This window comes from Actinoplanes aureus (genome assembly GCF_015704865.1).
Classification (GTDB): domain Bacteria; phylum Actinomycetota; class Actinomycetes; order Mycobacteriales; family Micromonosporaceae; genus Actinoplanes; species Actinoplanes aureus.
Genome location: NZ_JADQTO010000016.1, coordinates 121,017 through 147,454, shown reverse-complemented (window position 1 = coordinate 147,454; position 26,438 = coordinate 121,017). Strand labels below are relative to the sequence as shown.

The window sequence follows — 26,438 nt, the reverse complement described above, 5'->3', positions numbered from 1 at the left end:
GCGTGACTCCGGACGAACAGCTGCGATGGCGGGTGCACCGCCATTTCCTCGGCGCCGAGAAGGCGGCCGACGTGGTCGCTCTGGCCCGCCGGCTCTGCGGCATCCACGCCCGGTGGACACCGTGAGCAGCGGGCCGAAGGCCGCGGTCTCGCGGCCGCAGGGCTGGATCTCGCCGGTGGTGCTGGTGAACGGGCGGATCGAGGGCACCTGGGAACCGGGTCCGGAGATCACTCTGTTCCGGGAGCAGCCGGACTGGGTCGGTAAAGCCATCGCCGGTCTCGGTAGGGTGGGGTCGTGACTGTTCGCGTACGTTTCGCACCCTCACCCACAGGCATGTTCCACGTCGGCGGCGCCCGTTCGGCGCTACAGAACTGGATCTACGCCCAGCAGCACGGCGGTGTCTTCGTGCTCCGGATCGAGGACACCGACGCGGCCCGCAACCGCCCCGAGTGGACCGAGGGCATCATCTCGGCACTCGACTGGATCGGCATCGAGCGCGGGACGTACGAAGGGCCCTATTTCCAGTCGTCCTACGCCGCCGACCACACCGCCGCCGCCACCCGGCTCTACGGCGAGGGCAAGGCGTACTACTGCGATTGCACCCGCGATGACGTGGTCGCCCGCTCCGGCAACAAGCACACCGGCTACGACGGTTTCTGCCGGGAGCGCGGGCTCGGCCCGGGCGAGGGGCGCGCACTCCGTTTCCGTACGCCGGACGAGGGCGAGACCGTGGTCGAGGACCTGGTCCGCGGCAAGCCGACCTTCGAGAACAAGCTGATCGAGGACTTCGTCATCGCCCGCAGTGACGGCTCGGCGGTGTTCCTTCTGGCCAACGTGGTCGACGACATGAGCATGGGCATCACCCACGTGTTCCGCGCCGAGGAGCACCTGCCGAACACCCCGAAGCAGCAGATGCTCTGGGAGGCGCTGGGTGTCACGCCGCCGGTCTGGGGTCACGTCCCGGTCATCGTCAACGAGAAGCGGCAGAAGCTCTCGAAGCGCCGCGACAAGGTCGCCCTCGAGTCGTACCGGGACGAGGGCTACCTCGCCGCCGCCATGCGCAACTACCTGATGCTGCTCGGCTGGGCACCCACCGGCGACCGGGAGATCGTCCCGTGGTCGGTGATCGAGGAGGAGTACCGGATCCAGGACGTCAGCCACGCGCCGGCGTTCTTCGACGTGAAGAAGCTGCGGGCGTTCAACGGCGAGTACCTCCGTGCGCTCACGCCGAGCGAGTTCACCCAGGTCTGCGCGCCGTGGCTGACCGGCACCGACACCATCGCCGCGCCGTCCTGGCCGGCGGAGAAGTTCGACGCCGAGCTGTTCACCACGATCGCCCCCCTCGCACAGACCCGGATCACGGTGCTCTCCGAGATCGTCGACTACGTCGACTTCCTGTTCCTGGACGAGCCGGTCCACGACGAGGCGTCCTGGGCGAAGGCCATGAAGGAAGGCGCCGCGGACATTCTGGACGGTGCGGCGGCCGCCTTCGGCGCCCTCACCGACTGGTCGGCCGATGCGCTCAAGACCGCGCTCGAGCAGGTGGGCGAGGCGCGAGGTCTCAAATTGGGCAAGACCCAGGCACCGGTACGGGTGGCGGCTACCGGCCGCACGATCGGTCTGCCGCTGTTCGAGTCGCTCGAGGCGCTCGGCCGGGAGCGCACGCTCTCCCGCATCGCCGCAGCTCGCGCGCGCCTCTGACGCCATTACCGCATTCGACGGCCGGTGGCCACAGCCGGTCGTCGAATCCGGTGATCCCATCCTCTGCACGGGTGGCCGCCACCCCCACGTATTGCCGAGACTTGATACTGTTCGGCCGCTGATCAACGGCCGAACCGTCTCGTCAGCCGTCCCCCAAATGGCTCCAATTCACCCGGCTACGAGATGCGGCCGGGCCGCCGTCCGGGAAGGCTGGAGGCCGGGCCGTGCCCCGGTTCCATCGCCGGGTCGGAGCAGCGGGTTCAATGGTCCATGTCCATCCACGGGCGGGGGAGGTCGGATGGTGCGAGGGACGATCACCAGACTGGTGACGGCGCTGGGAACAGCCGCCGTCGCGGTCGTGCTGGCCATCGGCATCATGCCACCGGCCGCGCACGCGGCACCCAAAGTAGTCAAACCGAACGCGGCGCAGCTGACCGGCAAGGGCATGTCCAAGCCGGTCGTGATCCGGCAGGAAACCGACCCGAAACTGTTCCAGATGCTCTATGCCGAGGTCGACTGGCTGGCCTCGGAGACACCGCAGGCGTCCGTGCCGAAAGCCACCAGCCTCGGCCCCAAGTACACGGTCACATTGATGGTCAAGGACGCGCCGCACCAGGTGTACGACCTGTACCCGCTGGCCGCCGGCGGACCCCGGGCGTTCCGCCCGGCCAAGCAGCCGTCCGGCAAGAAGACGGCCGGCTGGTTCTACGGCCGGCTCTCCATGTCCGAGTCGCTGCGGATCAGCGGGGCGCCGCTGAAGGCCAAGCCGGACGTGGTGAACGGCGGCATCGGCGGCGGGGTCGGTCAGGACCTCGACGGCGAGGAGTACAACCCGGTGGAGAGCATGGGCGAGGTCTTCACCGAGGTGCGCCGGCTGTTCCTGCTCAACGGCGCCGTCCTGGTGGTCATCCTGGTGGGGCTGGCCGGTATGGCGTACCTGATCCGCCGCCGGGTCTGATCATCCGGCGGGCCCGGCTAGGGTCTCGTCCTGCTGTGCGCCGCGCCCTCGTCGCGCACCGCACACTCGATCATGCGCATCAGGTCCGCGAGGTCCGCGTCGTACTCGGCCTCGGCCTGCGCCTCGCCGGCACCGTTCTCGATCTCCGGGTTCTCCGCAGCCGGCATCCGGGGCAGCCCGCCGGTCACCTCACCGGTTGTGTAGCCGAGCAGGAAGGCACAGATCAGCCGGGCCATCCGGGGCACGCTCCCGGCGGACACCCCGGCGTCGTGCAGGATGCCACGCAGCGCCGCGGTCAGCCAGGACGCCGACGCACCGGCCGCCGACCGGTTCAGCAGCAGCGGGAACGCGCTGGGATGCGCGTGGGCGAGCGAGCGTACGGCGCGGCCCAGCGCACGCAGCCGATGCCGCCAGTCGATGTCCGGGAGGTCGCCCCCGACCGCCGAGCCGAGTTCCAGGTGTAGCAGGTCGACCAGCCCGTCCAGCAGGGCGTCCTTGCCCCCGACGTACGGGTAGAGCGCCATCGAGGTGAGCCCGACCCGCTCCGCGACCGCCCGCATCGACATCGCCGCGAGCCCACGCTCGTCCACCAGGGCCAGCGCCTGGTCGAGAATGAGCCTTCTCTTGTCGTCCACCACCCATAGCTGACCAGTCCCGCCCCGCCGGCAAGCCGAAACGCGCCCACATCAGGGCCCGCTCTCACCCATACGGGTCGGCGTCAGCGGGCGCGGCGCCCGCGACCTAACACCAGCGGCCTGGTGGGCGGCCGCGGCCCGCGGCGCGGCGCCGCGGGCGGACCGCGCCGTGCAGGTGGGCTCCGGCCCACCCACGCAGGTCCGTGCGGCATCCGACCCGGCCCAGGCCGGGGTCGATGATCGGCTCCTCGTCGGCCGCCGCGGGCACCGGCGCCTCTTCGAGGGCGGGATCACTTTCGGTACGCGCGAACGCGTCATCCCGTTCCATCATCTCGCCTCCTCGATCTGTGGTTCGCGACCAGTTCTGCTCGATCGGCACCGTCTCTTCATCGGCACCGCGCAGCCCGGTTTGAGTCCCGACCCGGACCGCGCTAGTCCGACACGATGCCAGGTCACCGACCGAAGTCGCGGGAGAGGCGCACCGCTACACCGGTCAAAAGTCATAAAACACCTTAAAATTCCTCGCCGTCCGATCTTTTGCGGCGTGTCATCCGGACGCTGGACAGGCCCGGTGACACGACCCGGCCGGATCGTGTCACGCTGAGCCGGTGGCAGACATCGCCCGACCGCACCGCGTACCAGCCACCGCCGACGAGCCCGCCCCGCCGGTGAAACCGCTGCTCCCGGGCACTCTGCGCCGGATCGAGCGGCAGGCCGGCGCGCTGGCCAGCGCGGCGGTGGTCCGCATGGATGAGACGCTCCCGTGGTTCCGTGCGCTCCCGGCCGACCAACGTTCCTGGGTGATGCTCGTCGCACAAGCGGGTGTCCGATCACTGGTGGAGTGGCTGCGCTCGGGCGGAACCGTGGCTGCCACCCAGGAGATCTCCGACGAGGTGTTCGCCGCGGCACCGCGCGCGCTGGCCCAGGCGATCACGCTCACCCAGACCGTGCAGCTGGTGAAGGTGACCATCGACGTGGCCGAGACCGAGGTGCCGAGCTTCGCCGAGGCCGCCGAGCGGGAGGCGCTGCTCCAGGCCATCCTGCGGTTCTCCCGGGAGGTCGCCTTCTCCGCCGCCCGGGTGTACGCGCGGGCCGCCGAGTCCCGGGGCGCCTGGGACGCCCGCCTCCAGGCGCTGCTCGTCGACGCCCTGCTGCGCGGTGACTCCTCGGACGTACTGGCCAGCCGGGCGGCCGCGCTCGGCTGGGCCGACGCTCCGCCGGTCACGGTGGTGGTGGGCCGCTCCCCCGGCGGCGACATCAGCGCCGTGCTGCACGCCGTCTACCGGGTCGCCCGGCGCTCCCGGCTGGAGGTGATCGGCGGGGTGCACGGTGACCGCTTGGTGGTCGTGGTGGGCGGCGCCACCGACCCGGTAGCCACCGCGATGACGCTGAGCCCCACCTTCGGCGAGGGGCCGATCGTGGTCGGCCCCGCGGTGCCGTCGCTGGACCAGGCGACCGAGTCGGCCCGGGCCGCCCTGGCCGGCTTCCGGGCGGCCGCCGCCTGGCCGGGCGCGCCCTCCCCGGTCGCCGCCGACGACCTGCTGCCCGAGCGGGTGCTCTCCGGGGACATGGACGCCCGGCGCAAGCTCCGGCACGACGTGTACGGGGCACTCACTCGCGCCGGCAGCGGGCTGCTCGAGACCCTGGACGCCTTCTTCGCCTCCGGCGGCGTCCTGGAGAGCGCCGCCCGCGAGCTGTACGTCCACCCGAACACCGTCCGGTACCGGCTGCGCCGGGTGGCCGAGGTGACCGCGCTCTCACCGCTGGACGGCCGCGACGCTTTCGCCCTGCGAATGGCGCTGACCATCGGCCGTCTGGACCCCGCCACCTGACGAGTGTTGTGCGGAACACACCGCCCGGCGCGGCATCGGCAACTAACGACCTGCACCATAAATAGGGTCGAATCCTGCCAAGTTAACCCCTCTTTTGTAGGAACCCTACAACCCTGATCGTAGGGTTTGGTTGTGCCCGGCAACCCCGCATCCCCCTCCCATCCGGAAGAGTCGAGGACGTGCTCGCAGTTCTCTCGCCCGGCCAGGGCTCACAGAAGCCCGGCTTCCTCACTCCCTGGCTCGAACTCCCCGGCGCCGAGGACCACCTCCGCCGGTGGTCCGATCTGGCCGGGGTCGACCTGATCCACCTCGGCACGCAGGCCGGCGCCGACGAGATCAAGGACACCGCGCGGACCCAGCCGCTGCTGGTCGCCGCCGCGCTGCTCGCCGCCGAGCACCTGCCCATGCACGACGCCGGGCTGGTCGCCGGCCACAGCGTCGGCGAGCTCAGCGCCTCCGCCCTCGCCGGTGTGCTGCCGGCCGAGGCCGCGATCACCCTGGCCGGAGTCCGCGGCCGGGAGATGGCCGCCGCCTGTGCCCTGGAGGCGACCGGGATGAGCGCCGTGCTCGGTGGCGACGACCCGGACGAGGTGGTCGCCGCCATCGAGAAGCTCGGGCTGTACCCGGCCAACCGCAACGGCGCCGGCCAGATCGTCGCCGCCGGCGCGCTGGACGGGCTGGCCGCGCTGGCCGCCGAGCGGCCGTCCAAGGCCCGGGTCATCGCGCTGGCGGTGGCCGGCGCCTTCCACACGCCGTACATGGCTCCCGCCGAGGCCGCGCTGGCCGCCGTCGCGGACGGGGTCACCGTGCACGACCCGGCCCGGATCCTGCTGTCGAACCTGGACGGCACGTCCGTCACTGACGGCCGCGAGATGCTCCAGCGCCTGGTCCGCCAGGTGACCGCGCCGGTCCGCTGGGACCTGTGCATGCGGACGCTCGCCGGCCTCGGCGTGACCGGCGTCATCGAGCTGCCACCGGCCGGCACGCTGGCCGGCCTGGTCAAGCGCGAACTCAAGGGTGAGGGCGCGCCGGAGATCGTCACCCTGAACACGCCCGATGACCTGCCGGCCGCCCGCGACCTGATCGCCCGGCACGGACAGCTGTGACGCGCGAAGCCGCGTTCGAAGGAGGAACGATGACCGCGGGTTCCCGCATCGTCGCCATGGGCCACTATCAGCCCTCGCGCGTGGTCACCAACGATGACCTGGCCAGCACGCTGGACACCAACGACGCGTGGATCCGGGACCGGGTCGGCATCGCCGAGCGGCGGGTCGCCGACACCGAGACGGTCGCCGACATGGCCACGTACGCGGCGGAGAAGGCGCTCGCCGCCTCCGGGCTGACCGCGGCCGACATCGACCTGGTCGTCGTCGCGACCTGCTCGGCCATCGACCGCTGCCCGAACGTGGCCACCCGGGTCGCGGCCCGGCTCGGGATCGCCGCGCCGGCCGCCTACGACCTGAACACCGCGTGCTCCGGCTTCTCCTACGCGCTGGCCTCCGCCGACCACGCGATCCGCGCCGGCGCCTCCCGCAACGCCCTGGTGATCGGTGCGGAGAAGCTCTCCGACGTCACCGACTGGTCCGACCGCACCACCGCTGTCCTGTTCGGCGACGCCGCGGGCGCTGCCGTGGTGAGCGCGGTCCCGGACGGCGAGGAGGCCGCGATCGGCCCGGTGCTCTGGGGTTCCGCCCCGGACAAGGGCGACGCGCTGAAGATCGAGGGCTGGCAGCCGTACATCAAGCAGGAGGGCCAGATCGTCTTCCGCTGGGCCACCACCGCGCTGGCGCCGTTCGCGATCGAGGTCTGCAAGCGTGCCGGTGTCGCCCCGTCCGAGCTGGCCGCCTTCGTCCCGCACCAGGCCAACACCCGGATCATCGACGGCATCGTCAAGCGGCTGGGCCTCGGCCCGGACGTGATCGTCGCCAAGGACCTCGTCGAGTCGGGCAACACGTCCGCCGCGAGCGTCCCCCTGGCCCTGTCCAAGCTGATCGAGCGCCGCGAGGTGCCCTCCGGGGCGCCGGTACTGCTCTTCGGCTTCGGCGGTGGCCTCACCTACGCCGGCCAGGTCGTCCGCTGCCCCTGAGCAGCATCCGGCCGTCGCACAACACACCATCGAGAGGAAAGACCCAACAATGGCTACTCGCGAAGAGATCACCTCAGGCCTCGCCGAGATCCTCGAGGAGGTCGCCGGGGTGAACCCGGAGGACGTCGCCGAGGAGAAGTCCTTCACCGACGACCTGGACGTCGACTCGCTGTCCATGGTCGAGGTCGTGGTGGCCGCCGAGGAGAAGTTCGGCGTCAAGATCCCCGACAACGAGGTGCAGAACCTCAAGACCGTGGGCGACGCCGTCACCTACATCGAGGCGAATCACTGACATGAGCAACGTAGACGTCGTCGTCACCGGGCTCGGCGCGACGACCCCGCTGGGCGGGGACGTCGCGTCCACCTGGGACGCCATGCTCGCCGGCCGCTCCGGGGTGGGTCCGCTCACCCAGGAGTGGGCCGGTCAACTCCCGGTCCGGATAGCCGCCCAGCTCGCCGTCGAGCCCTCCGAGGTGCTCGAGCGGGTCCGGCTGCGCCGGATGGATCGCGCCGAGGCGATGGCCGTGATCGCGGCCAAGCAGGCCTGGGCCGACGCCGGGCTGGCCGACTCGGGGCTGGACCCCGACCGTCTCGCGGTCAGCTACGGCACCGGAATAGGCGGTGCGATCACCCTCCTGGAGCAGGACGACATCCTGGAGCAGTCCGGGCCGCGGCGGGTCAGCCCGCACACGGTCCCGATGCTCATGCCGAACGGGCCGGCCGCGTACATCGGGCTGGAACTCGGTGCCCGGGCCGGTGTCCGGGCGATGGCCAGCGCCTGCGCGACCGGCGCCGAGGCGGTGGCCCTCGGTCTGGACCTGCTCCGTGCGGGCCGGGCCGACGTGGTGGTGGCCGGCAGCACCGAGGCCGTGGTGCACCCGCTGCCGATCGCCGGCTTCGCCTCGATGCGCGCCATGTCCACCCGCAACGACGACCCGGAGAAGGCGTCCCGGCCGTGGGACAAGAACCGGGACGGTTTCGTCCTCGGTGAGGGCGCCGGAGCGCTCATCCTGGAGCGGGCCGACCACGCCGCCGCCCGCGGCGCCCGGGTGTACGCCCGACTCGCCGGCGCCGGCATCACCTCGGACGGTTTCGACATCGTCCAGCCCGACCCGGAGTGCAGGGGCGGCATCCGCGCCATGCGGATGGCCATCCAGGACGCCGGACTGACCGGTGCCGACATCCACCACGTCAACGCCCACGCCACCTCGACCCCGGTCGGCGACATGGGCGAGATCAAGGGCATCAAGGCCGCGATCGGGACGCACCCCATCCTGACCTCGACCAAGTCGATGTCCGGCCACCTGCTCGGCGCGGCCGGCGCGCTCGAGTCGATCGCCACCATCCTGGCCCTCCGGGACGGCATCATCCCTCCGACCATCAACCTCGACGAGCCGGACGAGCGCCTCGACCTCGATGTCGCCGCGCACAAGGCCCGGCCCGCGGAGATCCAGGCCGCGATGAACAACTCGTTCGGCTTCGGTGGCCACAACGTGGCGCTGGTCTTCGCCCGCGTCTGACCCGTTGCAGCGGCGTCCTGCGGTGCTTGAACGCGTACCGGTGGTGGGCCTGTGGCACTCCACCGGTACGCGGCACGGACGGCGGCGTCCCGCTCCGCTACTTGACGCAGGCGCTGCGGGGCAGTTTGCCCGCGGCGACCGGCGACTTGCCGGGGGCCTTGGCCTTGCCGGCGATGACCGCTGCCAGGGCGGTCAGCGACAGTTTGCTGGACGAGTAGGTGGCGATCAGCGTCGGTGACCGCGACAGGGCCAGCAGTGCCGGGTTGTCCATCATCACGGTGATCGCTGCGGCGTCGTCCAGGTCGGCCTGCTTGTCGCCGTACCCCACCAGATGGATGGCGGCACCGCCGGCCGCCTGTACGTTCACGCCGGCCTCTTGCAGAGCCCGGACCAGGGCGACCCTGGCCACCTCGCGGGAGGCGGGCGCGGTCACGGTGACCGGCCCGGAGGCGAGTGGCCCGGCGCACTTGCCACGCAGCACCGTGATCGAGGCCGCGTCGAGTGCCGCGACCGCCCGCTGATTCTCCTCCGAGCCGATGGTCGCGAGGTCCGGCTGTGCGGTCCGCGCGGTACGGAACTTCAGCGTGAGAATCCGGGTGACCGCCTCGACCAGGCGTTCCCGCTTGAGGCCGCCGCTCTTCAACGCCGCCAGGATGCCGTCCCGGGCCGCGCCGATGTCCGGTGGCATGAGCAGCATGTCGTTGCCGGCGTTGAGCGCGCGCACCGCCGCCTCACCGGCCGGCCACTTCCGCGCCGGTGCCATGTTCATCGCGTCGCTGACCGCGACGCCGGTGAACTTGAGCTGTCCGCGGAGCAGATCGGTCATCACCTTGTGGGAGAACGTCGCGGCCACGCCCTTGTCGACCGCCTGAAGGTTCAGGTGGCCGGACATCACCACGCCGGCGCCCGCGTCGATCCCGGACCGGAACGGCGGCAGGTCCTGAGCCTCCCAGTCCTTGCGGCTCTGCGCGATCAGCGGGAGCTCGTCGTGGCTGTCGGCGGTGGTGTGCCCGTGGCCCGGGAAGTGTTTCAGGGTGGCGGTGACACCGGCGGCCTGGAGCCCGCGTACCGCGGCGGCGACCTGGGCCGCGTTCGCGTTGGCGTCGGCGCCGAACGAGCGGGACCCGATGACCGAACTGCCCTTCGGGCCCAGCGTGTCGGCGACCGGGGCGAAGTCGGCCGTGATGCCCATGGCGGCCAGTTCCCGCCCGGCCGCGTGCCAGGCCGCCTCGGTCAGGGCCGGCTGCCCGGCAGCACCGAACGCCAGTGCCGACGGGAGCATGGTGACCCCCTCGGTGATGCGGGTGACCACCCCGTACTCCTGATCGGTGCCGATCATCAGCGGCGCCGCGGCGGGCAGCTTCGCGGCCGCCTCCTGGAGCCCGGTGGTGAGCGCGCGCACCTGCTTCGGGTTCTCGACGTTCGAGGTGGGGTTGGTGGCTCCGGTCGGGTCCTCGGGCTTGAAGCCGACCAGGATCAGCCCGCCGAGCCGGAACTTGGCGATCATCTCGGCCGGCGTGTTCACCTTGGCCAGCTGCTGGTTGCCCGCGGCGGCGGCCTTGTCGACCGTGGTGGCGGCGCTGCCGTAGGCGTACGGCATCAGCACCTGGCCGGCCAGGTCCTCGTCGCTCAGCCGGGCCACCGTCTCGGCCGCACGCACGGCCGGATCAGCGGGCGGCGGCGCGGCGCTGGACGGCGCCGCCGACGGCGACACCGCCGCGGTGGTCGGGGCGGGTGCCTGCGGCGCCGGCTCGTCGTCCCCACAGGCGCTGATCGACAACAGCAGAGGTACGACAAAAGCGACGCGCAGGAGGTTTTTCACGATCGCCATCGAACCAGTTCACGACAACCGTCGCCACCGCAACGCGTCGGCTTTCAGCCCACCCGGGTCAGCAGCGTCACCGGCGCACCGTCTCCGGCATAACGGTACGGCTCCAGCTCGGCGTCCCAGGCGGTGCCGAGCGCCTTGTCCAGCGCGTGCGACAGCGCCTCGGGCGCGCGGACCGAGGCCATGATGGCGCGCAGCCGGTCCTCCCCGATCTGGATGTCACCCGACGCGCCCATGACTCCGTGAAAGAGGCCACGCCCGGGGACGTGCATGAAACGCTCCCCGTCGACGCCCGCACTGGGCTCCTCGGTGACCTCAAAACGGATCATGGGCCACTGCCGGAGGGCAGCAGCCAGCTCGGCACCAGTGCCGGCCCGACCGGTCCAGCTGCACTCGGCTCGGCGCATGCTCGGATCGACCGGTTGCACGGTCCATTGCAGATTGACCGGCGCTGTCAGGACGCGCGCGATCGCCCACTCGACATGCTGGCACACGGCGAGTGGGGTCGAGTGGACGTATACGACGCCACACGTTGGCACGGTGACCTCCCGGAGACCGAGGTGCGTCTTCCCCTACGACCTCGACCGCGGTTGATCGTGTCCCATGATGCCGGGTGGTACGGATGGTGCGCCAGAGAATCCGCAACATCGACTATGGGACCCGCCGTCGTGGCATACCCTGTGCAACGGCCTTACCTGCTCCGACGGCACGGTCCACCGGCAGTCGTGTAGAGTTGCTACGGCCTTTTTTCTGCTTTTCTGCTTTCCTCCAAGGAGTACCGCCGTGGCGAGCAACACCTCTAAGACCGCCCGCGCATCAGTCCGCGCCGGCCAGGCGGGCGCCGGCGGCGCCCTCAGCGTGCTCGGTGAGTACAAGTACCTCATCCCGCTCGCCAACGGCCGTTTCGCCTATGTGCGTAACCTGACCAACGGCAAGACCACCCACCTCAAGACCGACTCCGACGCTTTCGTCGAGGAGATCCGGGTGCTGGCCGCCGCCGGTCACGGTGCCAAGATCCGCGCCGAGCTGAACGCTCTGCACACCGTCAGCCCGGAGCACGGCTGGGACGCCACCGAGAAGCGCCTCGCCGACGCGGGTGTCTTCGAGGGCTGATCCAGTCCAGCGACGAAAGGCGCCTCCCGGTCGATGACCGGGAGGCGCCTTTTCGCACTAGCTGAAGATCAGAGCAGGAACTCGACCCAGCCGCTGTCGAGGTCGTAGACGGCGCCCTCGACCTTGAGCGTGCCCGCCTCGATCGGCTGGGCCAGGCTGTCGACCTTGCGCAGCCGATCGACGGTCCGGAACACGTGGGCGCGTACCGCCTTCTCGGCCGCGTCCGGGTCGTCCAGGCCCACCTCGCGCACGGCCGGGGCGAGCTGGTCCACCAGATAGCCGACCTCGCCCTCGGAGGCGGTGCCCGCGAGCAGCGCGTCGACGGTGGCGTGCACCGCGCCGCAGCGCTTGTGCCCGACCACCAGGATCAGCGAGACGCGCAGCTTGGCGACGGCGAAGCCGACCGAGCCGACCAGTGACCGATCCAGCACGTGCCCACCGGAGCGTGCCACGCAGATCGAACCGAACGACTGGTCGAAGATCGCCTCGAGGGGCACCCGGGAGTCGATGCAGCCCAGCACCAGCGAGTGCGGCTGCTGACCGCCGGCGGTCGCGGCCGCCTGGGTGACGTCATGGCCGTACCGCGGGTTGCCGTAGACGAACCGCTTGTTGCCCGTGATGAGCTTGGTCAGGGCTTCGGCGGGGCTGACGATCTTGGCGTCTCGGGTGGCCGTCATGGAGAGATTTTCGCCCGCGCGGCCCACCGGGAAAGTGATTGCGAGCTAACTCACTGTTCCTCGCGCGATGGCCGAAAGTCCTACACGCGGATGTGGCGAAGCCGGAGATCGCGAGTGATGCTTATTACCCGTGGGTACTGCGGGGCGGTGAGCCGCACGGAGGTGCCCATGTCTGAGCGTTCGGAGATCATTCTCGCGGACGGGGTTCGGCTGCACGCCGAGCTGTCCGGCCCGGCCGACGCGCCGGTGACGGTGGTGCTTATGCACAGCTGGTGCCTGGACCGCCGGATCTGGCAGCACCAGGTCGCCGCGCTCGGCGGGATGGGGCGCAAGGCGCCGCGGGTGATCGCGTACGACACGCGGGGGCACGGGCGCTCCGGTGCCACCCGGCTCCGCTCGGCCACCCTCGGCCAGCTCGGTGACGATCTCGCCGAGGTGATCAACCAGCTGGCGCCGTCCGGGCCGGTGATCCTCGCCGGCCACTCCATGGGCGGCATGACGATCATGGAGTACGCCCACCGGCACCCCGACGACTTCGCCGCCCGGGTCGCCGGCCTGCTCTTCGTGTCGACCACCGCCGAGGGCCACACCCACACCCGGTACGGTCTGCCGCCGCACCTGGCCACCGTGCTGCGGGCCGGCGAGACCATCGGTGCCGGGCTGCTCGCCCGTTCCGGCGCGTGGTGCCCGCACCGGGCCGTTCTGCCCGCCCTGCGCCCGGCGGTGCGCTGGCTGCTCTTCGGCGACGACTGCTCGGGTGAGGCGCTGCGGCTGACCCTGCGCAGCCTGGGCCGTGCCCCGCTGCGCTCGATCGGCGGCTTCCGGGCGTCGGTCGGCGCCCAGCAGCGCCTGGACACGCTGGCCGCACTGGGCGACGTACCGGCCGCGGTGCTGGCCGGTGACCGGGACCGGCTGACCCCGCCGGCCTGTGCCAGGTCGATCGCCGACGCGCTCCCCGGCGCCGAGCTGGAGGTCTTCCCGGGTGCCGGACACATGCTGCCGCTGGAACGGCCGGAGGAGGTGTCGGCGGCGCTCACCGGGATCGTCCGCCGGGTGGTCCGCCAGGCGAAACGGGAGCGGCACGAGGAGGCGCTGCGGATGTCCGGGACAGCCGGCGTCCGGCAGGCCGCCTGACGCTTCAGCCCGGCGGTCGCGCTGGGGCCGTCGGTGGCAGCCGGTCGCGTGGCGCCGGCGGGAGGTGTGGTTCTTCGGGGACGGACGGTTACGCGTACCCATGCGGGGTCGTTGGCTTGAAGCCGGAGCAACTGCGGCCGTGCGGCCGGCGCTGTTTCGCAGGAAACGCCCACCTTGCGGTGTTCTGGCGACGATCCTGAGAAGTTCGGACGACGGGCCTGGAGGTTTGGACGACGGCCTGGAGGGAGGTGCGTTCGACGCTGGCCACCCCGGAGGAGTAAGTTCGATTGCCCCCTCGCGCACAGCGCGCGCTGTCGGGCTCGCAGGTGGGGAAGAGCGGACCGCGCATTGCCGCCGTGCATCGGCGCCAGGCGCTGGTGGTGCGCAGTGAAAGGGAGAACGACCGACTTGAGCGACGCCACCGTCCTTCAGCAGGAGATCGCGGTCGAGCAGCAACACGTGGACCGGGTGTACACCCGTCTCGCCGAGCTGCGCCAGGACGCGTCCCGGGCCGAGAAGGAGGGCTACCGTCTGTCCGGCGTGGGCACCTTCGGCTCGCTGGTGGAGCGCGACGCGATGGTCTATCACGCGGCGCGCCGCCGGCACGCCCTGGACACCGAGTACGAGGGGCTGGTCTTCGGCCGGCTCGACCTGACCACCGGGGCCACCCACTACGTGGGCCGGATGGGCATCCGGGACCAGGACTCGAAACCGCTCGTCGTGGACTGGCGGGCACCGGCCGCGGCCGCGTTCTACCGGGCCACCGCGGCCGAACCGCTCGGCGTGGTGCGCCGCCGGATGATCCAGTCCAGCCGCGAGAAGGTCACCGGCATCGAGGACGACCTGCTCGACCCGGACGCCGCCCCGGCGGACATGCGGGTGGTGGGTGACGGCGCGCTGCTCGCCAGCCTGGCGAAGGCGACCGGGCGGGGCATGCGCGACATCGTCGCCACCATCCAGCGCGAGCAGGACGAGGCGATCCGCTCCCCCGCCTCCGGTGTGACGATCGTCACCGGCGGGCCAGGCACCGGCAAGACCGCGGTGGCCCTGCACCGTGCCGCCTACCTGCTGTATTCGGACCGCAGCCGGTTCGCCGGCGGCGGCATCCTGGTGGTCGGCCCGTCCGGGGTGTTCGTCGAGTACATCGCGACCGTTCTGCCCTCGCTCGGCGAGGAGACCGCCACGCTGCGGTCGCTGGGGACGCTCGTGCCGGGCTGGGACGCGACCCGGGTGGATGCGGGCGAGGTCGCCGCGATCAAGGGTTCGCTGCGGATGCGGCGGGTGCTGGAGCGCGCGTCGCACGACGCGGTGCCGGGTGGCCCGACCGAGCTGCGCCTGCTCTACCGGGGCACGCTGCTGCGGCTGGACGCCGCCCAGCTCGACCAGCTCCGGCGCAAGGCGTTGCCGCGAGGCGCGCGGCGCAACGAGGTACGCGGACACGGCTTCGACCGGATCTTCGACGCGCTCTGGGCGCAGGCCCGCGAGCACAAGGTCACCGGCCTGCCGGAGAAGCGCGAGTTCGAGTCCGAGCTGGCCGACCGGGGCGACTTCCGGGAGTTCCTGAAGGCCTGGTGGCCGCGGTTCACCCCGATGCGGGTGCTGCGGTGGCTGGCCGATCCGAAACGGCTCCGGGCGTACGCGAACGGCGTGCTCTCCCGCGACGAGATCGCCACCCTGCAGGGCTCGTTCGACGCGCTCGCCACCGAGGGACCGACGATCTCCGACGTGGCCCTGCTGGACGAGCTGGACGAGCTGATGGGCCGGCCCCGCCAGCCGCAGCGCAGGTCGAAGAACCCGTTCCACGTGCGGGACGGGATCCAGGAGGTCAGCACGTACGCGGACCGGCAGGCGGCGGCCCGCGCCCAGCAGGTGCAGCGCGAGGAGGACTACCGGGAGTACGCGCACGTGGTGGTCGACGAGGCGCAGGACGTGTCACCGATGCAGTGGCGGATGATCGGGCGGCGTGGGTCGTACGCGTCCTGGACGATCGTCGGCGACCCGGCACAGACCGCCTGGTCCGGCGATCCGACCGAGCTGGATCGGTCCCGCGACCGGGCCCTCGGCTCCCGTAAGCGCAACAGCTACGCGCTGACCACCAACTACCGCAACTCGTCGGAGATCTTCGAGGTGGCGGCCAAGGTGATCCGGACGATCATGCCGGACCTGCCGTTGCCGTCGGCGGTGCGCAGCACCGGGGTGGAGCCGGTCGACGTGGTGGCCACGCCGGACACGCTGCCGGAGACGGTCCGCGAGCTGACCGAGAAGCAGCTCGCCGATGTCGACGGCACGATCGGCGTGATCATGCCGGTGCCCCGGCACGACGAGGTGGCCGGCTGGGTCGCCGGGCTGCCGGAGCGGGTCCAGGTGGTCACCGCGCTGGAGGCCAAGGGCATGGAGTACGACGCCGTCGTGCTGGTCGAACCCGCCCAGATCGCGACGGACGACGCCGGGGTCCGCACCCTGTACGTGGCCCTGTCGCGTGCGACGCAACGGCTCACCACGGTGGGTACGAACCCCGGCTGGTTGCCCTAGGGAATCGGCACGGCGACCGCGTTGTACGTGGTCTCCGGTGTCGGCGGGGTGGTGAAGCGGGCGTTCGGCAGGTAAAAGCGCTTGCCGTACTCGGCGATCGTGGTCGGCACGTCGAAGCGCGGATCGCCGGTGCGGGAGACCACCGTGCCGGCGGTGCCCTTCCGGTTCAGCTCGATCTTGGCGATGACATTGAGCCGGTTCTGGACCGCGTAGAGGGTCTTTCCGCGCAGCCAGAGGCCGTCTCCGTTGGTCACCAGCTCGGCGCCCAGGTCGATCCGGGTGGTCACGCCGGACCGGGTGACCCGGAACAGGTAGCCGGTGTTGGACTGCACGATGATCAGCGCCCGGCCGTCCGGCGTGGTGGTGATGCCGTTGGCGTTGGTGGCGCCCGGCACGACCACCAGGTCGCCGGTGAGCGGCACCGCCACCGCCTCGGCGGGAAGCTTGCCGTGCCGCCCGAGCGGCAGCTTGAACAGGGTCGCGCTGCGTGAGTCGGTGAACCACGCGGCGTCCCGGGTGACGATCACGTCGTTGATGAACGGCCCGTCGGCGGCGGGCCGCAGCTGGTAGGTCTTCAGGAGAGCGCCGGACCGCAGGTCGTAGACGCGGGCGTCGCCGCCGTTGCCGCCGGCCACGAAGAGCCGGCCGTCGTCGATCTTCATGCCCAGTGAGGTGGTTCCCGGGCCCTCGGCGAAGATCCGGCCGGCTCCGGTGCGCAGGTCGGCGCGGTAGATGTCGCCGTCGACCCGGGAGCCGAAGTAGGCGTACGGCTTCTGGCCGATGGCGATGCCTTCGGGTTGGAAACCGCTCGGCAGGGTGATTGTGCTGGGTAGTGGGCTGGTCTGCGCCGCAGCGGCGGGCTGGGCGACTACGGTCACCGCCAAGGCGGTGCAGAGAACAGCGTTCGCAAGGGTACGCCGAAGCACGAGACTTCCTTTCCGATGCGTAACGGGGTCCTCGCGATTCCAACGCGTGGGAGCGCTCCGCACAACCGATTGCATATATAGCGATGTACGCATACATTGGCGACGGCCCGCCTGACGACGGAAGGTGAAAGACATGGGAGCCGGCCACGATCACGGCACCGCGGCGACGCACGGCGGCGCTCGCCATCGCAAGCGCCTCTGGTGGGCGGCCGGTCTGCTCACCGCCTTCATGGTCGTCGAGGCGGTGGCAGCCGGGCTCACCGGTTCCCTCGCCCTGCTCTCCGACGCCGGGCACATGTTCACCGACGTGCTGGCCATCGCCATGACGCTCGCCGCGATCACCGCCGCGGGCCGGGCCGGCACCGACTCCCGCCGTACCTTCGGCCTCTACCGGCTGGAGGTGCTCGCCGCCCTGGCCAACGCCCTGCTACTGGCCGGGGTCGCCGGGTTCGTGCTGGTGCACGCGGTGCGCCGGTTCACCGATCCGCCCGAGGTGCCGGCCGGCTGGATGCTGGCGGTCGCGATCGGCGGCCTGGTGGCGAACCTGATCGCCTTCCGGCTGCTGCGCGACGGGTCGAAGGAGAACATCGCGGTTCGCGGGGCGTACCTGGAGGTGCTCGGTGACCTGCTCGGCTCGGTCGGGGTGATCGTGGCCGCAGTGGTCATCTGGCTCACCGGCTGGGCGTACGCGGACCCGATCGTCGCCGTCGTGGTGGCCCTGATGATCCTTCCCCGCACCTGGGCGCTCGGCCGGTCGGCGGTCCGGATCCTGGTCCAGGCCGCGCCGGAGCACCTCGACATCACCGCCGTACGCGAGCGCCTGGCCGCCGTTCCGGGCGTCTGCGACGTCCACGACCTGCACGTCTGGACGCTCACCTCGGGTATGGACGTCGCGTCGGCGCACCTGAAACTGGACCCGGCGGCCGAGCTGGGCGCGGTGCTGACCGTGGCCCGCGAGGCTCTGCACGAAGACTTCGCGATCGACCACGCCACGCTTCAGGTCGAGCCCGCCGGCGCGGGCCGGCACTGTACGCCGACCGGCTGGTGAGGGTATGGCGATCATCACAACTCCTGCGCGATGATCGCCTAATGTCGACAGTCATCCATCAGCCGAGAGTCGTCTGGGACGGTGCCCGGGCTCTCGTGCGCGCCGCCTACGCGCCGGCCTTCGTCGAGTTCGCCGGCCAGGTCCACGACCTGCTCGGCCCGGAGATCCACGCCGCGCTCCTCGACACCCGGCACCGGCTGCTCACCGAGTCCGCCCGCACCGGCGGCGACCGGGGCGTGTTCGACCTGGAGGCGGGCCGCTGGCGGGTGCGCCTGGAGGAGTTGCTGCACGCCCGTCCCGAGTTGTCCGGAGCGGTCCAGGAGCTGACCGGCCGGGGACTCGAGTTATAGAGCGGGGCATCTGTTCTTTTTGCGATATGCCACGGCCCCTGCGCAAAAAGATGACAATGCGAACATGAGTGACGGCCGGGTCATGGTCTTCGCGCCGGCCCCCCAGCTGACGGTGACCATCGAACAACATCACGATGAGCCCGAACTGCACGTGCACCCGGGTGGCCAGGGCATCTGGCAAACCAGGATGATCACGTCGCTCGGGGCACAGGTGACGCTCTGCGCCGCCGCCGGAGGCGAGGTCGGCCGCGTCCTGAGCCCCCTGCTCCAGCTGCCCGGGGTGACGTTGCGCCTGGTGATGCGCGAGCACGGCAGCGGGTGGTACGTGCATGACCGCCGCGGCGGCACCCGGCAGGAGATCGCGGAGCGCCCGGGCAGCCCGCTGTCCCGGCACGAGCTCGACGAGCTCTACAACCTGACGCTCGCCGAGGGCCTGCGTGCCGGGATCGCCGTCCTGAGCGGCCCGGCCCACCCCTCGGTGATCAAGCCCGAGGTCTACGGGCGGCTCGCCGCCGACCTGCGCGCCAACGGCTGCCAGGTGATCGCCGACCTGTGCAGCCGGCACCTCAGGGCGGTGCTGGAGGCCGGCATCTCGGTGCTGAAGATCAGCCATGAGGAGCTGATCGCCGACGGGACCGCACCGGACGGCTCCACCGGATCGCTGGTCAAGGCGCTGCTGAAGCTGCACGACGACGGCGCCGAGACGGTCCTGGTCTCCCGGGCTGACGAGGGCGCACTGGCGCTGATCGAGGGCGACGTCTACGCCGTCGCGCTGCCCCGACTCACCCCGGCCGAGCACCGGGGCGCCGGTGACTCGATGACGGCCGGCGTCGCCGCGGTCCTGGCCCACGGCGGCCCGATGGAGGAGGCGGTCCGGACCGGAGCGGCCGCCGGCGCGCTGAATGTCACCCGGCACGGCCTCGGCACCGGGCACGTGGACGCCGTCCGGGTGCTCACCGAACGCGTCCAGCTGACCCCGATGAAGAAGGCATCATGAGCGCCGTACCGGGCAACGGTTCACCCATGCGAATCCTCATCACGAACGACGACGGCATCGAGGCGCCGGGCATCCGGTGGCTGGCGCGGGCCGTCGCGCACGCCGGGTACGACGTGGTGGTGGCCGCTCCGCTGAGCGAATCGAGTGGTAGCAGCGCCTCGATGACCGCGGTCATGCAGGACGGCAAGATCTGCTTCGAGGAGCGGGAGCTGCCGGGGGCCAAGAACATCCCGGCGTACGGGGTGGCCGCCTCCCCCGCGTACATCGTGCTGCTCGCGCTGCGGGAGGCCTTCGGCCCGGAACCGGACGTGGTGCTCTCCGGGATCAACCGGGGCGCCAACGCCGGGGCCGCGGTGGTGCACTCCGGCACCGTCGGCGCCACCCTGACCGCCTCGCACGCCGGGCTGCACGGGCTGGCCGTCTCGCTGGACGTGCTCACCCCGGCGGCCGCGTCCGCGTCGAGCGGTGGCGCCGCGATCGCGGCCCTCGACCGGATCGACGACGAGCATCACCACTGGGCCAGCGGCGCCGAGTTCGCGGTGCGTCTGCTGCCCTCTTTGCTGCACACACCGCCCGGCACGGTCTTCAACCTCAACGTGCCGGACCTGCATGTGGACGGGATCCGCGGGCTGCGGCAGGCCTCCCTGGCCCGGTTCGGCCAGGTGCAGATGAGCATCGCCGAGGCCGGTGACGGGTACGTCCGGACCGCCGTGCAGGCCGCCGAGGAAACCCTGGATCCGGGCAGCGACCTGGCTGCCCTGGCCGAGAATTTCGCCGTGATCACCCCGATCCGGGCGCCGCACGAGGACACCGACGTGCGGATCAACGTCGAGGCGATCCGGGTGCAGAGCCCGGCCTTCTGAGCCGCCGGATGTCAGGCCCGCGCGGCGGTGACCGCCTCCTCGTACGGCTGGGGGTTGCCGAAGAGGCCGAGCAGTCCGGTGACCCAGAGCTGCCGGTGGGCGAAGCGGCTGGGCCGGGTTACGAGCAGTTTGACGCCGCTCACCGCCGCGAGCTGGAAAGCGGCCACGAGTGCACTGATGCCTACCGAGTCGATGAAGGTCACGTGCCGCATGTTGAGCTCGATCCGGGCGGCACCGCCCTCGGCCCGCTGAGCGTTGGCAAGCTCCGCGGCCACGGCCTCACGGATCTCGTACGCATTCTCGACATCGATCTCGCCTCGCGGCGAGACCTCAACCGCGCCGTCGGCCAGCGTCGACGTCGTTATCGACAGCGTCACGCCTCTTCCCTCCACCCGCCCGGCATCTCCGGGCGTTGTTCCAGTGTTCGCGGGCCCCCGCTCCACCCTGCCTGAGCAGGGCGGAAGGACTACCCCCGGAAGGTTCGGTGAAACTGTCCGAAAGGTTAGGCGCCGAACCTGTCAACCGCCTGAGTGGCCCGTGTGAACGTGGTCAACAGTACTGCGCGACGTCAAATCGTTTCTGAACCGTGATGCCGTCCACACCGGAGTTTGTCCACGCTCCGTCCGGGGAAGGCGAACTGGAAGGCCACCGCAGGAGGTATACCGACGATGTTCTCGACCAGGAAGAACCGGGCCGAGCGGACCGCCAGTCAAGCGTGGGAGTACCTCTCCACCGCGATGGCGACCGCCGGCGAGGGTGCCAAGGAGGCCGGCAAGCACACCGCGGACACGGCCACCGGCACCGCCACCAGAATCAGCCGGAAGGCGAGCCGGAAGAGCCGGAAGCTGGCCGACAAGGCCGGCGAGCGAGTGAGCTATGTCACAGACGAGGCCTGGCATCGCGCGAACGCGGCGGCGAACGCTCTGGCCGGACGCAAACCGGCCCGCCCATGGGGACTGATCTTCGGCATCGGGCTGATCGGCGTGGCGCTCGGCTGGGCGGCGGCCAGCACCGCGCGGGCCGCCGTGGAACGGCAGGCGGAGAACGAGGAACTCGAACTGGCCGAGACGGCGATCGTGGTCACACCGACCTACGACGAGACCTGAGCCGGTCCGCGCCACCGCCGGGCGGGCCCGGGCCCGCCCGGCGGCCTTACTCTGACCCGACCGGCGCGCCGATCCCCGCATCGACGACCGCCATTACCGGGAATGCAGGTTGAAACAGCTCATCCGGGACTTCTCGGCCGGTCGCGGAGTGCCTCCGCTGGCCTCCCGCCGCCGGGCAAGCATCTGTACTCTTGAGCGGCATTCGGCTTGCTACCGCGGCACCCTGGTTGGGCCGCCCGATCAGATAGGTCCGCTGGTGCTCAGTGCGGGAAGTCTCCTCGACAACCGGTATCGGTTGGACGAGCGGGTCGCCACCGGCGGGATGGGTGACGTCTGGCGCGGCACCGACGTGGTGCTCGGCCGGGTCGTCGCGGTAAAGGTGCTGCGCACCGCGATGCTGGAGGACCCCGAGTTCGCCACCCGGTTCTACGGCGAGGCCCGGATGATGGCCGCGTTCCGGCACCCCGGCGTCGTGGAGGTGTACGACTACGCCAGCGACGGCGACTACGACGGCCCGGAGAAGGTCGCCTACCTGGTCATGGCGTTCGTGGAGGGCGAGCCGCTCTCCAACCGCGTCAAGGAGGGCCCGCTCGAGGTCACCGAGACCATGTCGATCGTGGCGCAGGCGGCCGACGCGCTGCACGCCGCCCACGAGAACGGCATCGTGCACCGCGACGTCAAGCCGGGCAACCTGATCGTGAAGCCGACCGGCGCGGTGATCCTGGTCGACTTCGGCGTGGCCCGGTCGAACGCGATGACCAGTGTCACCGGCCTCAACGCGATCGTCGGCACCGCGCTTTACATGGCTCCGGAGCAGGTCGCCAAGGGCAACCTCACGCCGGCCACCGACATCTACGCACTCGGCGCGGTGGCGTACCACTGCATCGCCGGGCGCCCGCCGTTCGACGGTGAGAACGCGTTGCAGGTCGCGCTGATGCACCTGGAGGACGAGCCGGCGCCGCTCCCCGACCACGTGCCGGCCGAGGTCCGCGAGTTGATCGCCCGGGCCATGGCGAAACAGCCGGCCGACCGGTTCCAGAGCGCGGCCGAGTTCGCCGAGGCCGCCTTCGCCGCCGCCGGCCCGCTGGACTGGAAACGGCTGACCGGCACGTCCCTGGTCGCCCCGGTCAGCCCGGCACGCACGGCCAGCGGTCAGTTCCCCACGGTTCCGCTCAGCCCGGCCGCGCCGCGTGCCGTACCCGTGCCGCGTAGCGCGCCGCCGGTGCCGGTCTCGGCCCGCAAGGGCCAGACGGGCACCCAGCGCGTCCTGATGTTCGCCATCCTGGCGCTGTTCGCGGTGGCCGGCGGCCTCGGCGTGATCTTCGCGTTCGGCTCTGACGACGAACAACCCAGCAGCAATCCCGGGAAACAGCAGGAGGTGCGGGAGACGCCCCTCCCGCCCGCGGTGAGCGAGGTGGCCGAGCCCTCCAGTACACCGAGCACCCGCCCCACCAAGAAGGTTTCCCAGTCGCGGAAGCCGTCGGCGAAACCCTCGGTGTCCCCGTCCTCGGCGTCGCCGTCCCCGAGCGCCACCCCGTCGCGGACCAGGACGACCACCACGCCGAGCCAGGAACCGTCGACGACACCGCCGACCGAGACGGACGATCCCGATCCGGAGCCGTCGGTCACGCCCCCGGAGCCTCCGGGCGACGGCGGTGGCACCGGGGCTTGACCCTGACACCGTGTCAGGGAGGACGGTGGAGCGATCATGTTGAGCATCGGAGACTTCGCCGGCCTGGGCTGGGTGTCGGTGCGCATGCTGCGCCACTACGACACGATCGGCCTGCTGCGCCCCGCCCACGTCGACCCGCACAGCGGCTACCGCTGGTACACCGCCGACCAGTTGAGCGTCCTCAACCGGATCCTTGCCCTCAAGGATCTCGGCTTCACCCTGCACCAGGTGCAGGCGATGATCGAGGAGAAACTGGAGCTCGGTGAGCTGCGCGGGATGTTGCGGCTGCGGCGGGCCGAACTGGCCGCCCAGGTGGACCGGGACACCGCCCGCCTGGCCCTGGTCGACGCACGTCTCCGGCTGATCGAGACGGAGGGACACATGGACACCGGGGACGTCATCCTGAAGAAGATCCCGGCGATCCGGGTCGCGGAGTTGTCCGCGACCGCCGCCGGATACGACCACCCCACTTCCATCACCGAGAACCTGAGCCCGCTCTATCCCCGGCTGATGGAGCTGATGGAGCAGGCCGGGGTGCCGATGACCGGGTCACCGATCGCCTACTACCGACCGGCGCCGACCGGTCCGGGCGACGAGACGATCACGGTGCACGCCGCGTTCCCGATCGGCGCCGCCGAGGTGCCCGGTGCCGGGTTCGACGTCGTGGAGCTGCCCCCGATCGAGGCGGCGACCGCATTGCACCAGGGACCCATGTCGGAGGCGTTCCGCACCGGGCAGAAGATCGCCACCTGGATCGAGGAGAACGGCTACCGGCCGTCCGGGCCCGGCTTCGCGCGCGAGGTCTACCTGGACTGCCCGCCCGACGAGTTCGACAAGTGGGTCACCGAGATGCAGGTGCCGCTGGACGGCACCGGGATTGCAACCGGGAAGAACTAATCCTCAACTCGGGGTGTGCGCCGCCGATGGGCTCGGTCGGCACGGCATCGCAACCGTGTCGCTACCCGGGAAGGTCCGCACATGACAGTCCAGACTCCGCAGGAGCCGGGGCACTACCCGACCGCTCCACCGTGGGCCAGCCCGCCGGCCCCGGTCCCGGAGGCACCGGCCGAACAGCTGTACGGCGGGCTCGTCGCGCCGTACGGCGATCCGGAGAACAAGCACGGCCAGCTGCTGGTCCGCTTTCCCGAGGAGGTGCACGTCGAAGGCCGCCCGGAGGCGCCGTCGTGGCGCCCGGTGGTGGTCCTGACGTTCTTCTTCAGCCTGCTCGGCGTGGTGTCGGCGATGCGCCGCGCCGGCAAGGCCCGCCGGTACGGCCGCAACCGCGCCCCGTACTGGCTGGCGTTCGTCGTGACGCTGCTGGCCGGTGCCGCGTTCTGGTCGGTCCTGGCGGTGAACGTGGCGCTCCCGGCCTACCTCAACCTCCGGGAGTCCGCGAACACGAAGAACCTGCAGAGCGGCATCCTCGACGACGGCCGGATCGAGAAGGCGCTCGCCGCCGAGGTCTCCGACGCCGGGTGCACGCCGGAGGGTGACCGGGGCGGCGACGGCCTGCGCACCTACCTGTGCACGTTCGACCTGAGCGAGGGCGGCAAGACCTCGCTGTACGTCCGGGCCGACGAGCGGGGCAACTGGGAACTGAGCGAATGATCAACCGGCGGGCCGGGACGACCGGCCCGCCGGCCACGATCAGAACGTGATCGGTACGCCCGCGCGGACCAGCTGCCAGTTCTTCACGAAGAAGTCGGCCGGGTCGATCTGGCCCTTGGCCTGCGCCCAGTCGATCAGCAGCTGACGGATCTCCTGCTGGGCGTTGTAGACCTGGGTCTTCACGATGCCCGGGAAGCTGCCGCCGCCCGAGCGCCGGTAGTTGTTCACCGCGACCACGAAGCGGGCGTCGGGTGCCACGTCCACACCGCCGATCTGGAGCCGGGTGATCCGGCTGCCGACCGGCTGCGCGATGTCGACGTCGTAGTCGACGCCGGAGAAGACGTCGTAGTTGTAGTCCGGCACCGCCGGGTCGCTGATCGTCTCCGGGTTCACCGGTGCGTCCGGGGCGAGCGTGACGAAGTACTTCGCCGAGTACTCCAGGTACGCCTTCACCTCGGCACCGGTCAGCACGACCGCCTCCAGGGTGTTGTCGTAGATGTAGAGCCCGGCCACATCCTTGATCTTGACTTCGCCCTGCGGGAACACCGCGGTACGGCTGAACGGCGCCGCGATCGACAGGACCGGCAGCGACGCGTACTCGGTGCCGGCCAGCGCCGCCGTGACGGTGTCGGTCTGCACCTTGTTGATGTAGTCGAGGATCGGGGTGTCCTGGTACCGGGAGGTGGCGGCGGAGAGCGTCTCGGTCGAGGTGGCGACGACCTGGTTCACGTACGCCACGGTCTTCTCGTGCTGCTTGCGCACCACCGCGAGCACCTTCGGGTCGGCCTCGACCGTGTTGGTGTTCAACGTCGTCGCCGCCTTGGTGGTGATCTTCCAGCGGCCCTTCTCCCGGACCAGGTCGAAGTCCATCTTGGTGAGTCGCTGACCCCACCGCGACGGCTCGGAGAGCAGCACCTCCTCGCCGGTCTTCAGGTTGACGACGAACCGCTCCGGCACCTCGCGGTGCGCGTGGCCGAACAGGATCGCGTCGATGCCGGGGACCTGCTCGGCGATCAGCGCGGTCGGGTTCTCGTTCGGCAGTTCGGGACCGTAGCTCGACGTACCGCTGTCGCCGCCGTGCGCGGAGATCAACACGATGTCGGCGCCGCGAGCCCGCATGATCGGCACCCACTTCGCGGCCGACGCGATCATGTCGGTGAACTCGAGCTTGCCCTCGACGTTGGCCCGGTCCCAGATCGCCGAACCCGGGTTGGTGAGACCGAGGATGCCGACGCGCAGCGCCGGGCCGTGCCGGCCGACCGACACCTTCTTGATGACGTACGGCGTGAACGCCGGCTTGCCGGTCTTGACGCTTATCGCGTTCGCGGCGAGCGCCGGGAAGCCGAGCTGGCGGATCCAGAGGTTCAGCAGCGGCAGGCCGTAGTTGAACTCGTGGTTGCCGAGCGTCACGGCGTCGTAGTTCAGCACGTTCATGGCGCGGGCCATCGGGTGCTTCTCACCGGTCGAGGTGATCGGCTCCTGCTTGGCGTAGTACGTCGCCAGCGGAGTGCCCTGGATCGTGTCCCCCGCGTCGAGGACCAGCACCGGACCGGTCGCCTCGGCACGCAGCTTGTTGACCAGCGCGGCGAGCTTGGCCACGCCGACGTCGTTGTGGGCGCTGTCGTCGTACTCGGCGTCCTTGTAGTAGTCCCAGTTGTAGACGTTGCCGTGCGTGTCCGACGTGCCCAGGACGGTGAGCCGGTAACTCTCCGGGGGCTTCGGGCGGCCGGCTTGCGCCGCTTCGGAAAGGACGAGCGGCGCGGCGGTGGCCGCCGCCGAGGCGGCGATGACGCTCCGCCGCGAGACGCCGGTGGGAAGGGGCATGCGAACCTCTCAACATCGGATCCAGGTG

Annotated in this window: 28 protein-coding genes; 20 read left to right on the top strand and 8 right to left on the bottom strand. The window is 70.9% G+C overall.

The annotated features are described in order from the left end of the window. The first annotated feature begins 2 nt into the window (after positions 1–2). From I4J89_RS50975 to I4J89_RS30195, 4 genes are all read left to right on the top strand, one after another. The gene (locus I4J89_RS50975) at positions 3–125 is read left to right on the top strand and encodes a hypothetical protein (protein ID WP_255521830.1); all 123 of its coding nucleotides are present in this window, start codon (positions 3–5) and stop codon (positions 123–125) included. Beyond that, positions 113–298 (top strand): hypothetical protein, encoded by a 186-nt coding sequence (locus tag I4J89_RS30205; RefSeq protein WP_196417505.1) that lies wholly within the window; start codon positions 113–115, stop codon positions 296–298. Before I4J89_RS50975 ends, I4J89_RS30205 begins: the two co-directional genes overlap by 13 nt. Further along, entirely contained in the window at positions 295–1,701 is a 1,407-nt protein-coding gene (gene gltX, locus I4J89_RS30200; protein WP_196417504.1) for a glutamate--tRNA ligase, read from the top strand. Before I4J89_RS30205 ends, gltX begins: the two co-directional genes overlap by 4 nt. Positions 1,702–1,999: 298 nt before the next feature. Next, positions 2,000–2,659, top strand: a complete 660-nt coding sequence (locus I4J89_RS30195; protein ID WP_230859825.1) for a hypothetical protein — start codon at positions 2,000–2,002, stop codon at positions 2,657–2,659. Between the two features lie 17 nt (positions 2,660–2,676). Here I4J89_RS30195 and I4J89_RS30190 read toward each other — a convergent pair whose 3' ends face one another. Further along, the gene (locus tag I4J89_RS30190) at positions 2,677–3,294 is read right to left on the bottom strand and encodes a TetR/AcrR family transcriptional regulator (protein WP_196417503.1); all 618 of its coding nucleotides are present in this window, start codon (positions 3,292–3,294) and stop codon (positions 2,677–2,679) included. 106 nt (positions 3,295–3,400) lie between these two features. Then, positions 3,401–3,625: a hypothetical protein gene (locus I4J89_RS30185; protein WP_196417502.1), complete on the bottom strand. Its 225-nt coding sequence runs from the start codon at positions 3,623–3,625 to the stop codon at positions 3,401–3,403. A 286-nt stretch (positions 3,626–3,911) separates the two neighbouring features. Here I4J89_RS30185 and I4J89_RS30180 point away from each other — a divergent pair, with 286 nt between their 5' ends. The 5 genes from I4J89_RS30180 (at position 3,912) to fabF (ending at position 8,732) form a co-directional block, all read left to right on the top strand. Continuing rightward, entirely contained in the window at positions 3,912–5,126 is a 1,215-nt protein-coding gene (locus tag I4J89_RS30180) for a PucR family transcriptional regulator (RefSeq protein ID WP_373688175.1), read from the top strand. A 179-nt stretch (positions 5,127–5,305) separates the two neighbouring features. After that, positions 5,306–6,232, top strand: coding sequence for an ACP S-malonyltransferase (locus I4J89_RS30175; protein ID WP_196417500.1), 927 nt, complete (start codon positions 5,306–5,308; stop codon positions 6,230–6,232). 29 nt (positions 6,233–6,261) lie between these two features. Further along, complete coding sequence (locus I4J89_RS30170; protein ID WP_196417499.1) at positions 6,262–7,212, top strand: beta-ketoacyl-ACP synthase III; 951 nt, start codon at positions 6,262–6,264, stop codon at positions 7,210–7,212. A gap of 49 nt (positions 7,213–7,261) precedes the next feature. Beyond that, positions 7,262–7,504, top strand: coding sequence for an acyl carrier protein (locus tag I4J89_RS30165; RefSeq protein WP_196417498.1), 243 nt, complete (start codon positions 7,262–7,264; stop codon positions 7,502–7,504). 1 nt (position 7,505) lies between these two features. After that, the gene (gene fabF, locus I4J89_RS30160; protein WP_196417497.1) at positions 7,506–8,732 is read left to right on the top strand and encodes a beta-ketoacyl-ACP synthase II; all 1,227 of its coding nucleotides are present in this window, start codon (positions 7,506–7,508) and stop codon (positions 8,730–8,732) included. Positions 8,733–8,829: 97 nt separating this feature from the next. On the opposite strand, the gene I4J89_RS30155 is transcribed toward fabF, so the two are convergent. After that, the gene (locus tag I4J89_RS30155) at positions 8,830–10,563 is read right to left on the bottom strand and encodes a glycoside hydrolase family 3 protein (protein WP_196417496.1); all 1,734 of its coding nucleotides are present in this window, start codon (positions 10,561–10,563) and stop codon (positions 8,830–8,832) included. A 44-nt stretch (positions 10,564–10,607) separates the two neighbouring features. After that, positions 10,608–11,099 (bottom strand): DUF3145 domain-containing protein, encoded by a 492-nt coding sequence (locus I4J89_RS30150; protein ID WP_196417495.1) that lies wholly within the window; start codon positions 11,097–11,099, stop codon positions 10,608–10,610. A gap of 244 nt (positions 11,100–11,343) precedes the next feature. On the opposite strand from I4J89_RS30150, the gene I4J89_RS30145 reads away from it, so the two are divergent. Continuing rightward, positions 11,344–11,673 carry a hypothetical protein gene (locus I4J89_RS30145; protein ID WP_196417494.1) on the top strand — a complete coding sequence of 110 codons (330 nt, stop codon included), beginning with the start codon at positions 11,344–11,346 and terminating at the stop codon, positions 11,671–11,673. A 68-nt stretch (positions 11,674–11,741) separates the two neighbouring features. On the opposite strand, the gene I4J89_RS30140 is transcribed toward I4J89_RS30145, so the two are convergent. Next, positions 11,742–12,350, bottom strand: a complete 609-nt coding sequence (locus I4J89_RS30140; RefSeq protein ID WP_196417493.1) for a carbonic anhydrase — start codon at positions 12,348–12,350, stop codon at positions 11,742–11,744. A 168-nt stretch (positions 12,351–12,518) separates the two neighbouring features. On the opposite strand from I4J89_RS30140, the gene I4J89_RS30135 reads away from it, so the two are divergent. Both I4J89_RS30135 and I4J89_RS30130 read left to right on the top strand, forming a co-directional pair. After that, positions 12,519–13,484, top strand: coding sequence for an alpha/beta fold hydrolase (locus tag I4J89_RS30135; protein WP_196417492.1), 966 nt, complete (start codon positions 12,519–12,521; stop codon positions 13,482–13,484). A 408-nt stretch (positions 13,485–13,892) separates the two neighbouring features. Next, the gene (locus tag I4J89_RS30130) at positions 13,893–16,016 is read left to right on the top strand and encodes a HelD family protein (RefSeq protein WP_196417491.1); all 2,124 of its coding nucleotides are present in this window, start codon (positions 13,893–13,895) and stop codon (positions 16,014–16,016) included. Here the strand turns inward: I4J89_RS30130 and I4J89_RS30125 are convergent. Then, the gene (locus I4J89_RS30125; RefSeq protein WP_309238529.1) at positions 16,013–16,894 is read right to left on the bottom strand and encodes an SMP-30/gluconolactonase/LRE family protein; all 882 of its coding nucleotides are present in this window, start codon (positions 16,892–16,894) and stop codon (positions 16,013–16,015) included. The genes I4J89_RS30130 and I4J89_RS30125 overlap by 4 nt on opposite strands. A 181-nt stretch (positions 16,895–17,075) precedes the next feature. On the opposite strand from I4J89_RS30125, the gene I4J89_RS30120 reads away from it, so the two are divergent. The 4 genes from I4J89_RS30120 (at position 17,076) to surE (ending at position 20,200) form a co-directional block, all read left to right on the top strand. Next, positions 17,076–17,990 (top strand): cation diffusion facilitator family transporter, encoded by a 915-nt coding sequence (locus I4J89_RS30120; RefSeq protein ID WP_196417489.1) that lies wholly within the window; start codon positions 17,076–17,078, stop codon positions 17,988–17,990. Positions 17,991–18,031: 41 nt separating this feature from the next. After that, positions 18,032–18,340 (top strand): hypothetical protein, encoded by a 309-nt coding sequence (locus tag I4J89_RS30115; protein ID WP_196417488.1) that lies wholly within the window; start codon positions 18,032–18,034, stop codon positions 18,338–18,340. Positions 18,341–18,404: 64 nt separating this feature from the next. Next, a complete protein-coding gene (locus tag I4J89_RS30110; RefSeq protein ID WP_230859824.1) occupies positions 18,405–19,337 on the top strand; it encodes a 1-phosphofructokinase family hexose kinase in 933 nt (310 codons plus the stop codon). Next, positions 19,334–20,200: a 5'/3'-nucleotidase SurE gene (gene surE, locus I4J89_RS30105; protein ID WP_230859823.1), complete on the top strand. Its 867-nt coding sequence runs from the start codon at positions 19,334–19,336 to the stop codon at positions 20,198–20,200. Before I4J89_RS30110 ends, surE begins: the two co-directional genes overlap by 4 nt. Positions 20,201–20,211: 11 nt before the next feature. On the opposite strand, the gene I4J89_RS30100 is transcribed toward surE, so the two are convergent. Continuing rightward, positions 20,212–20,577, bottom strand: a complete 366-nt coding sequence (locus I4J89_RS30100; RefSeq protein WP_196417487.1) for an STAS domain-containing protein — start codon at positions 20,575–20,577, stop codon at positions 20,212–20,214. A gap of 291 nt (positions 20,578–20,868) precedes the next feature. Between I4J89_RS30100 and I4J89_RS30095 the strand changes: the two genes are divergently transcribed. From I4J89_RS30095 to I4J89_RS30080, 4 genes are all read left to right on the top strand, one after another. Then, a complete protein-coding gene (locus I4J89_RS30095; RefSeq protein ID WP_196417486.1) occupies positions 20,869–21,306 on the top strand; it encodes a hypothetical protein in 438 nt (145 codons plus the stop codon). 256 nt (positions 21,307–21,562) lie between these two features. After that, positions 21,563–22,978, top strand: coding sequence for a serine/threonine-protein kinase (locus tag I4J89_RS30090; RefSeq protein WP_196417485.1), 1,416 nt, complete (start codon positions 21,563–21,565; stop codon positions 22,976–22,978). A 36-nt stretch (positions 22,979–23,014) separates the two neighbouring features. Further along, positions 23,015–23,875, top strand: coding sequence for a MerR family transcriptional regulator (locus I4J89_RS30085; protein ID WP_196417484.1), 861 nt, complete (start codon positions 23,015–23,017; stop codon positions 23,873–23,875). An 81-nt stretch (positions 23,876–23,956) separates the two neighbouring features. Further along, a complete protein-coding gene (locus tag I4J89_RS30080; protein ID WP_196417483.1) occupies positions 23,957–24,586 on the top strand; it encodes a hypothetical protein in 630 nt (209 codons plus the stop codon). Between the two features lie 39 nt (positions 24,587–24,625). Here I4J89_RS30080 and I4J89_RS30075 read toward each other — a convergent pair whose 3' ends face one another. Beyond that, positions 24,626–26,410, bottom strand: coding sequence for a bifunctional metallophosphatase/5'-nucleotidase (locus I4J89_RS30075; RefSeq protein WP_196417482.1), 1,785 nt, complete (start codon positions 26,408–26,410; stop codon positions 24,626–24,628). Between the last annotated feature and the right edge of the window lie 28 nt (positions 26,411–26,438).

Excerpts from the sequence above, each read along its gene's own strand:
- I4J89_RS30195 (WP_230859825.1), top strand. The coding sequence starts at position 2,000 with ATGGTGCGAGGGACGATCACCAGACTGGTGACGGCGCTGGGAACAGCC.
- I4J89_RS30185 (WP_196417502.1), bottom strand. The coding sequence starts at position 3,625 with ATGATGGAACGGGATGACGCGTTCGCGCGTACCGAAAGTGATCCCGCC.
- I4J89_RS30170 (WP_196417499.1), top strand. The coding sequence starts at position 6,262 with ATGACCGCGGGTTCCCGCATCGTCGCCATGGGCCACTATCAGCCCTCG.
- I4J89_RS30165 (WP_196417498.1), top strand. The coding sequence starts at position 7,262 with ATGGCTACTCGCGAAGAGATCACCTCAGGCCTCGCCGAGATCCTCGAG.
- fabF (WP_196417497.1), top strand. The coding sequence starts at position 7,506 with ATGAGCAACGTAGACGTCGTCGTCACCGGGCTCGGCGCGACGACCCCG.
- I4J89_RS30155 (WP_196417496.1), bottom strand. The coding sequence starts at position 10,563 with ATGGCGATCGTGAAAAACCTCCTGCGCGTCGCTTTTGTCGTACCTCTG.
- I4J89_RS30140 (WP_196417493.1), bottom strand. The coding sequence starts at position 12,350 with ATGACGGCCACCCGAGACGCCAAGATCGTCAGCCCCGCCGAAGCCCTG.
- I4J89_RS30135 (WP_196417492.1), top strand. The coding sequence starts at position 12,519 with ATGTCTGAGCGTTCGGAGATCATTCTCGCGGACGGGGTTCGGCTGCAC.
- I4J89_RS30120 (WP_196417489.1), top strand. The coding sequence starts at position 17,076 with ATGGGAGCCGGCCACGATCACGGCACCGCGGCGACGCACGGCGGCGCT.
- I4J89_RS30115 (WP_196417488.1), top strand. The coding sequence starts at position 18,032 with ATGTCGACAGTCATCCATCAGCCGAGAGTCGTCTGGGACGGTGCCCGG.
- I4J89_RS30110 (WP_230859824.1), top strand. The coding sequence starts at position 18,405 with ATGAGTGACGGCCGGGTCATGGTCTTCGCGCCGGCCCCCCAGCTGACG.
- surE (WP_230859823.1), top strand. The coding sequence starts at position 19,334 with ATGAGCGCCGTACCGGGCAACGGTTCACCCATGCGAATCCTCATCACG.
- I4J89_RS30095 (WP_196417486.1), top strand. The coding sequence starts at position 20,869 with ATGTTCTCGACCAGGAAGAACCGGGCCGAGCGGACCGCCAGTCAAGCG.
- I4J89_RS30085 (WP_196417484.1), top strand. The coding sequence starts at position 23,015 with ATGTTGAGCATCGGAGACTTCGCCGGCCTGGGCTGGGTGTCGGTGCGC.
- I4J89_RS30080 (WP_196417483.1), top strand. The coding sequence starts at position 23,957 with ATGACAGTCCAGACTCCGCAGGAGCCGGGGCACTACCCGACCGCTCCA.
- I4J89_RS30075 (WP_196417482.1), bottom strand. The coding sequence starts at position 26,410 with ATGCCCCTTCCCACCGGCGTCTCGCGGCGGAGCGTCATCGCCGCCTCG.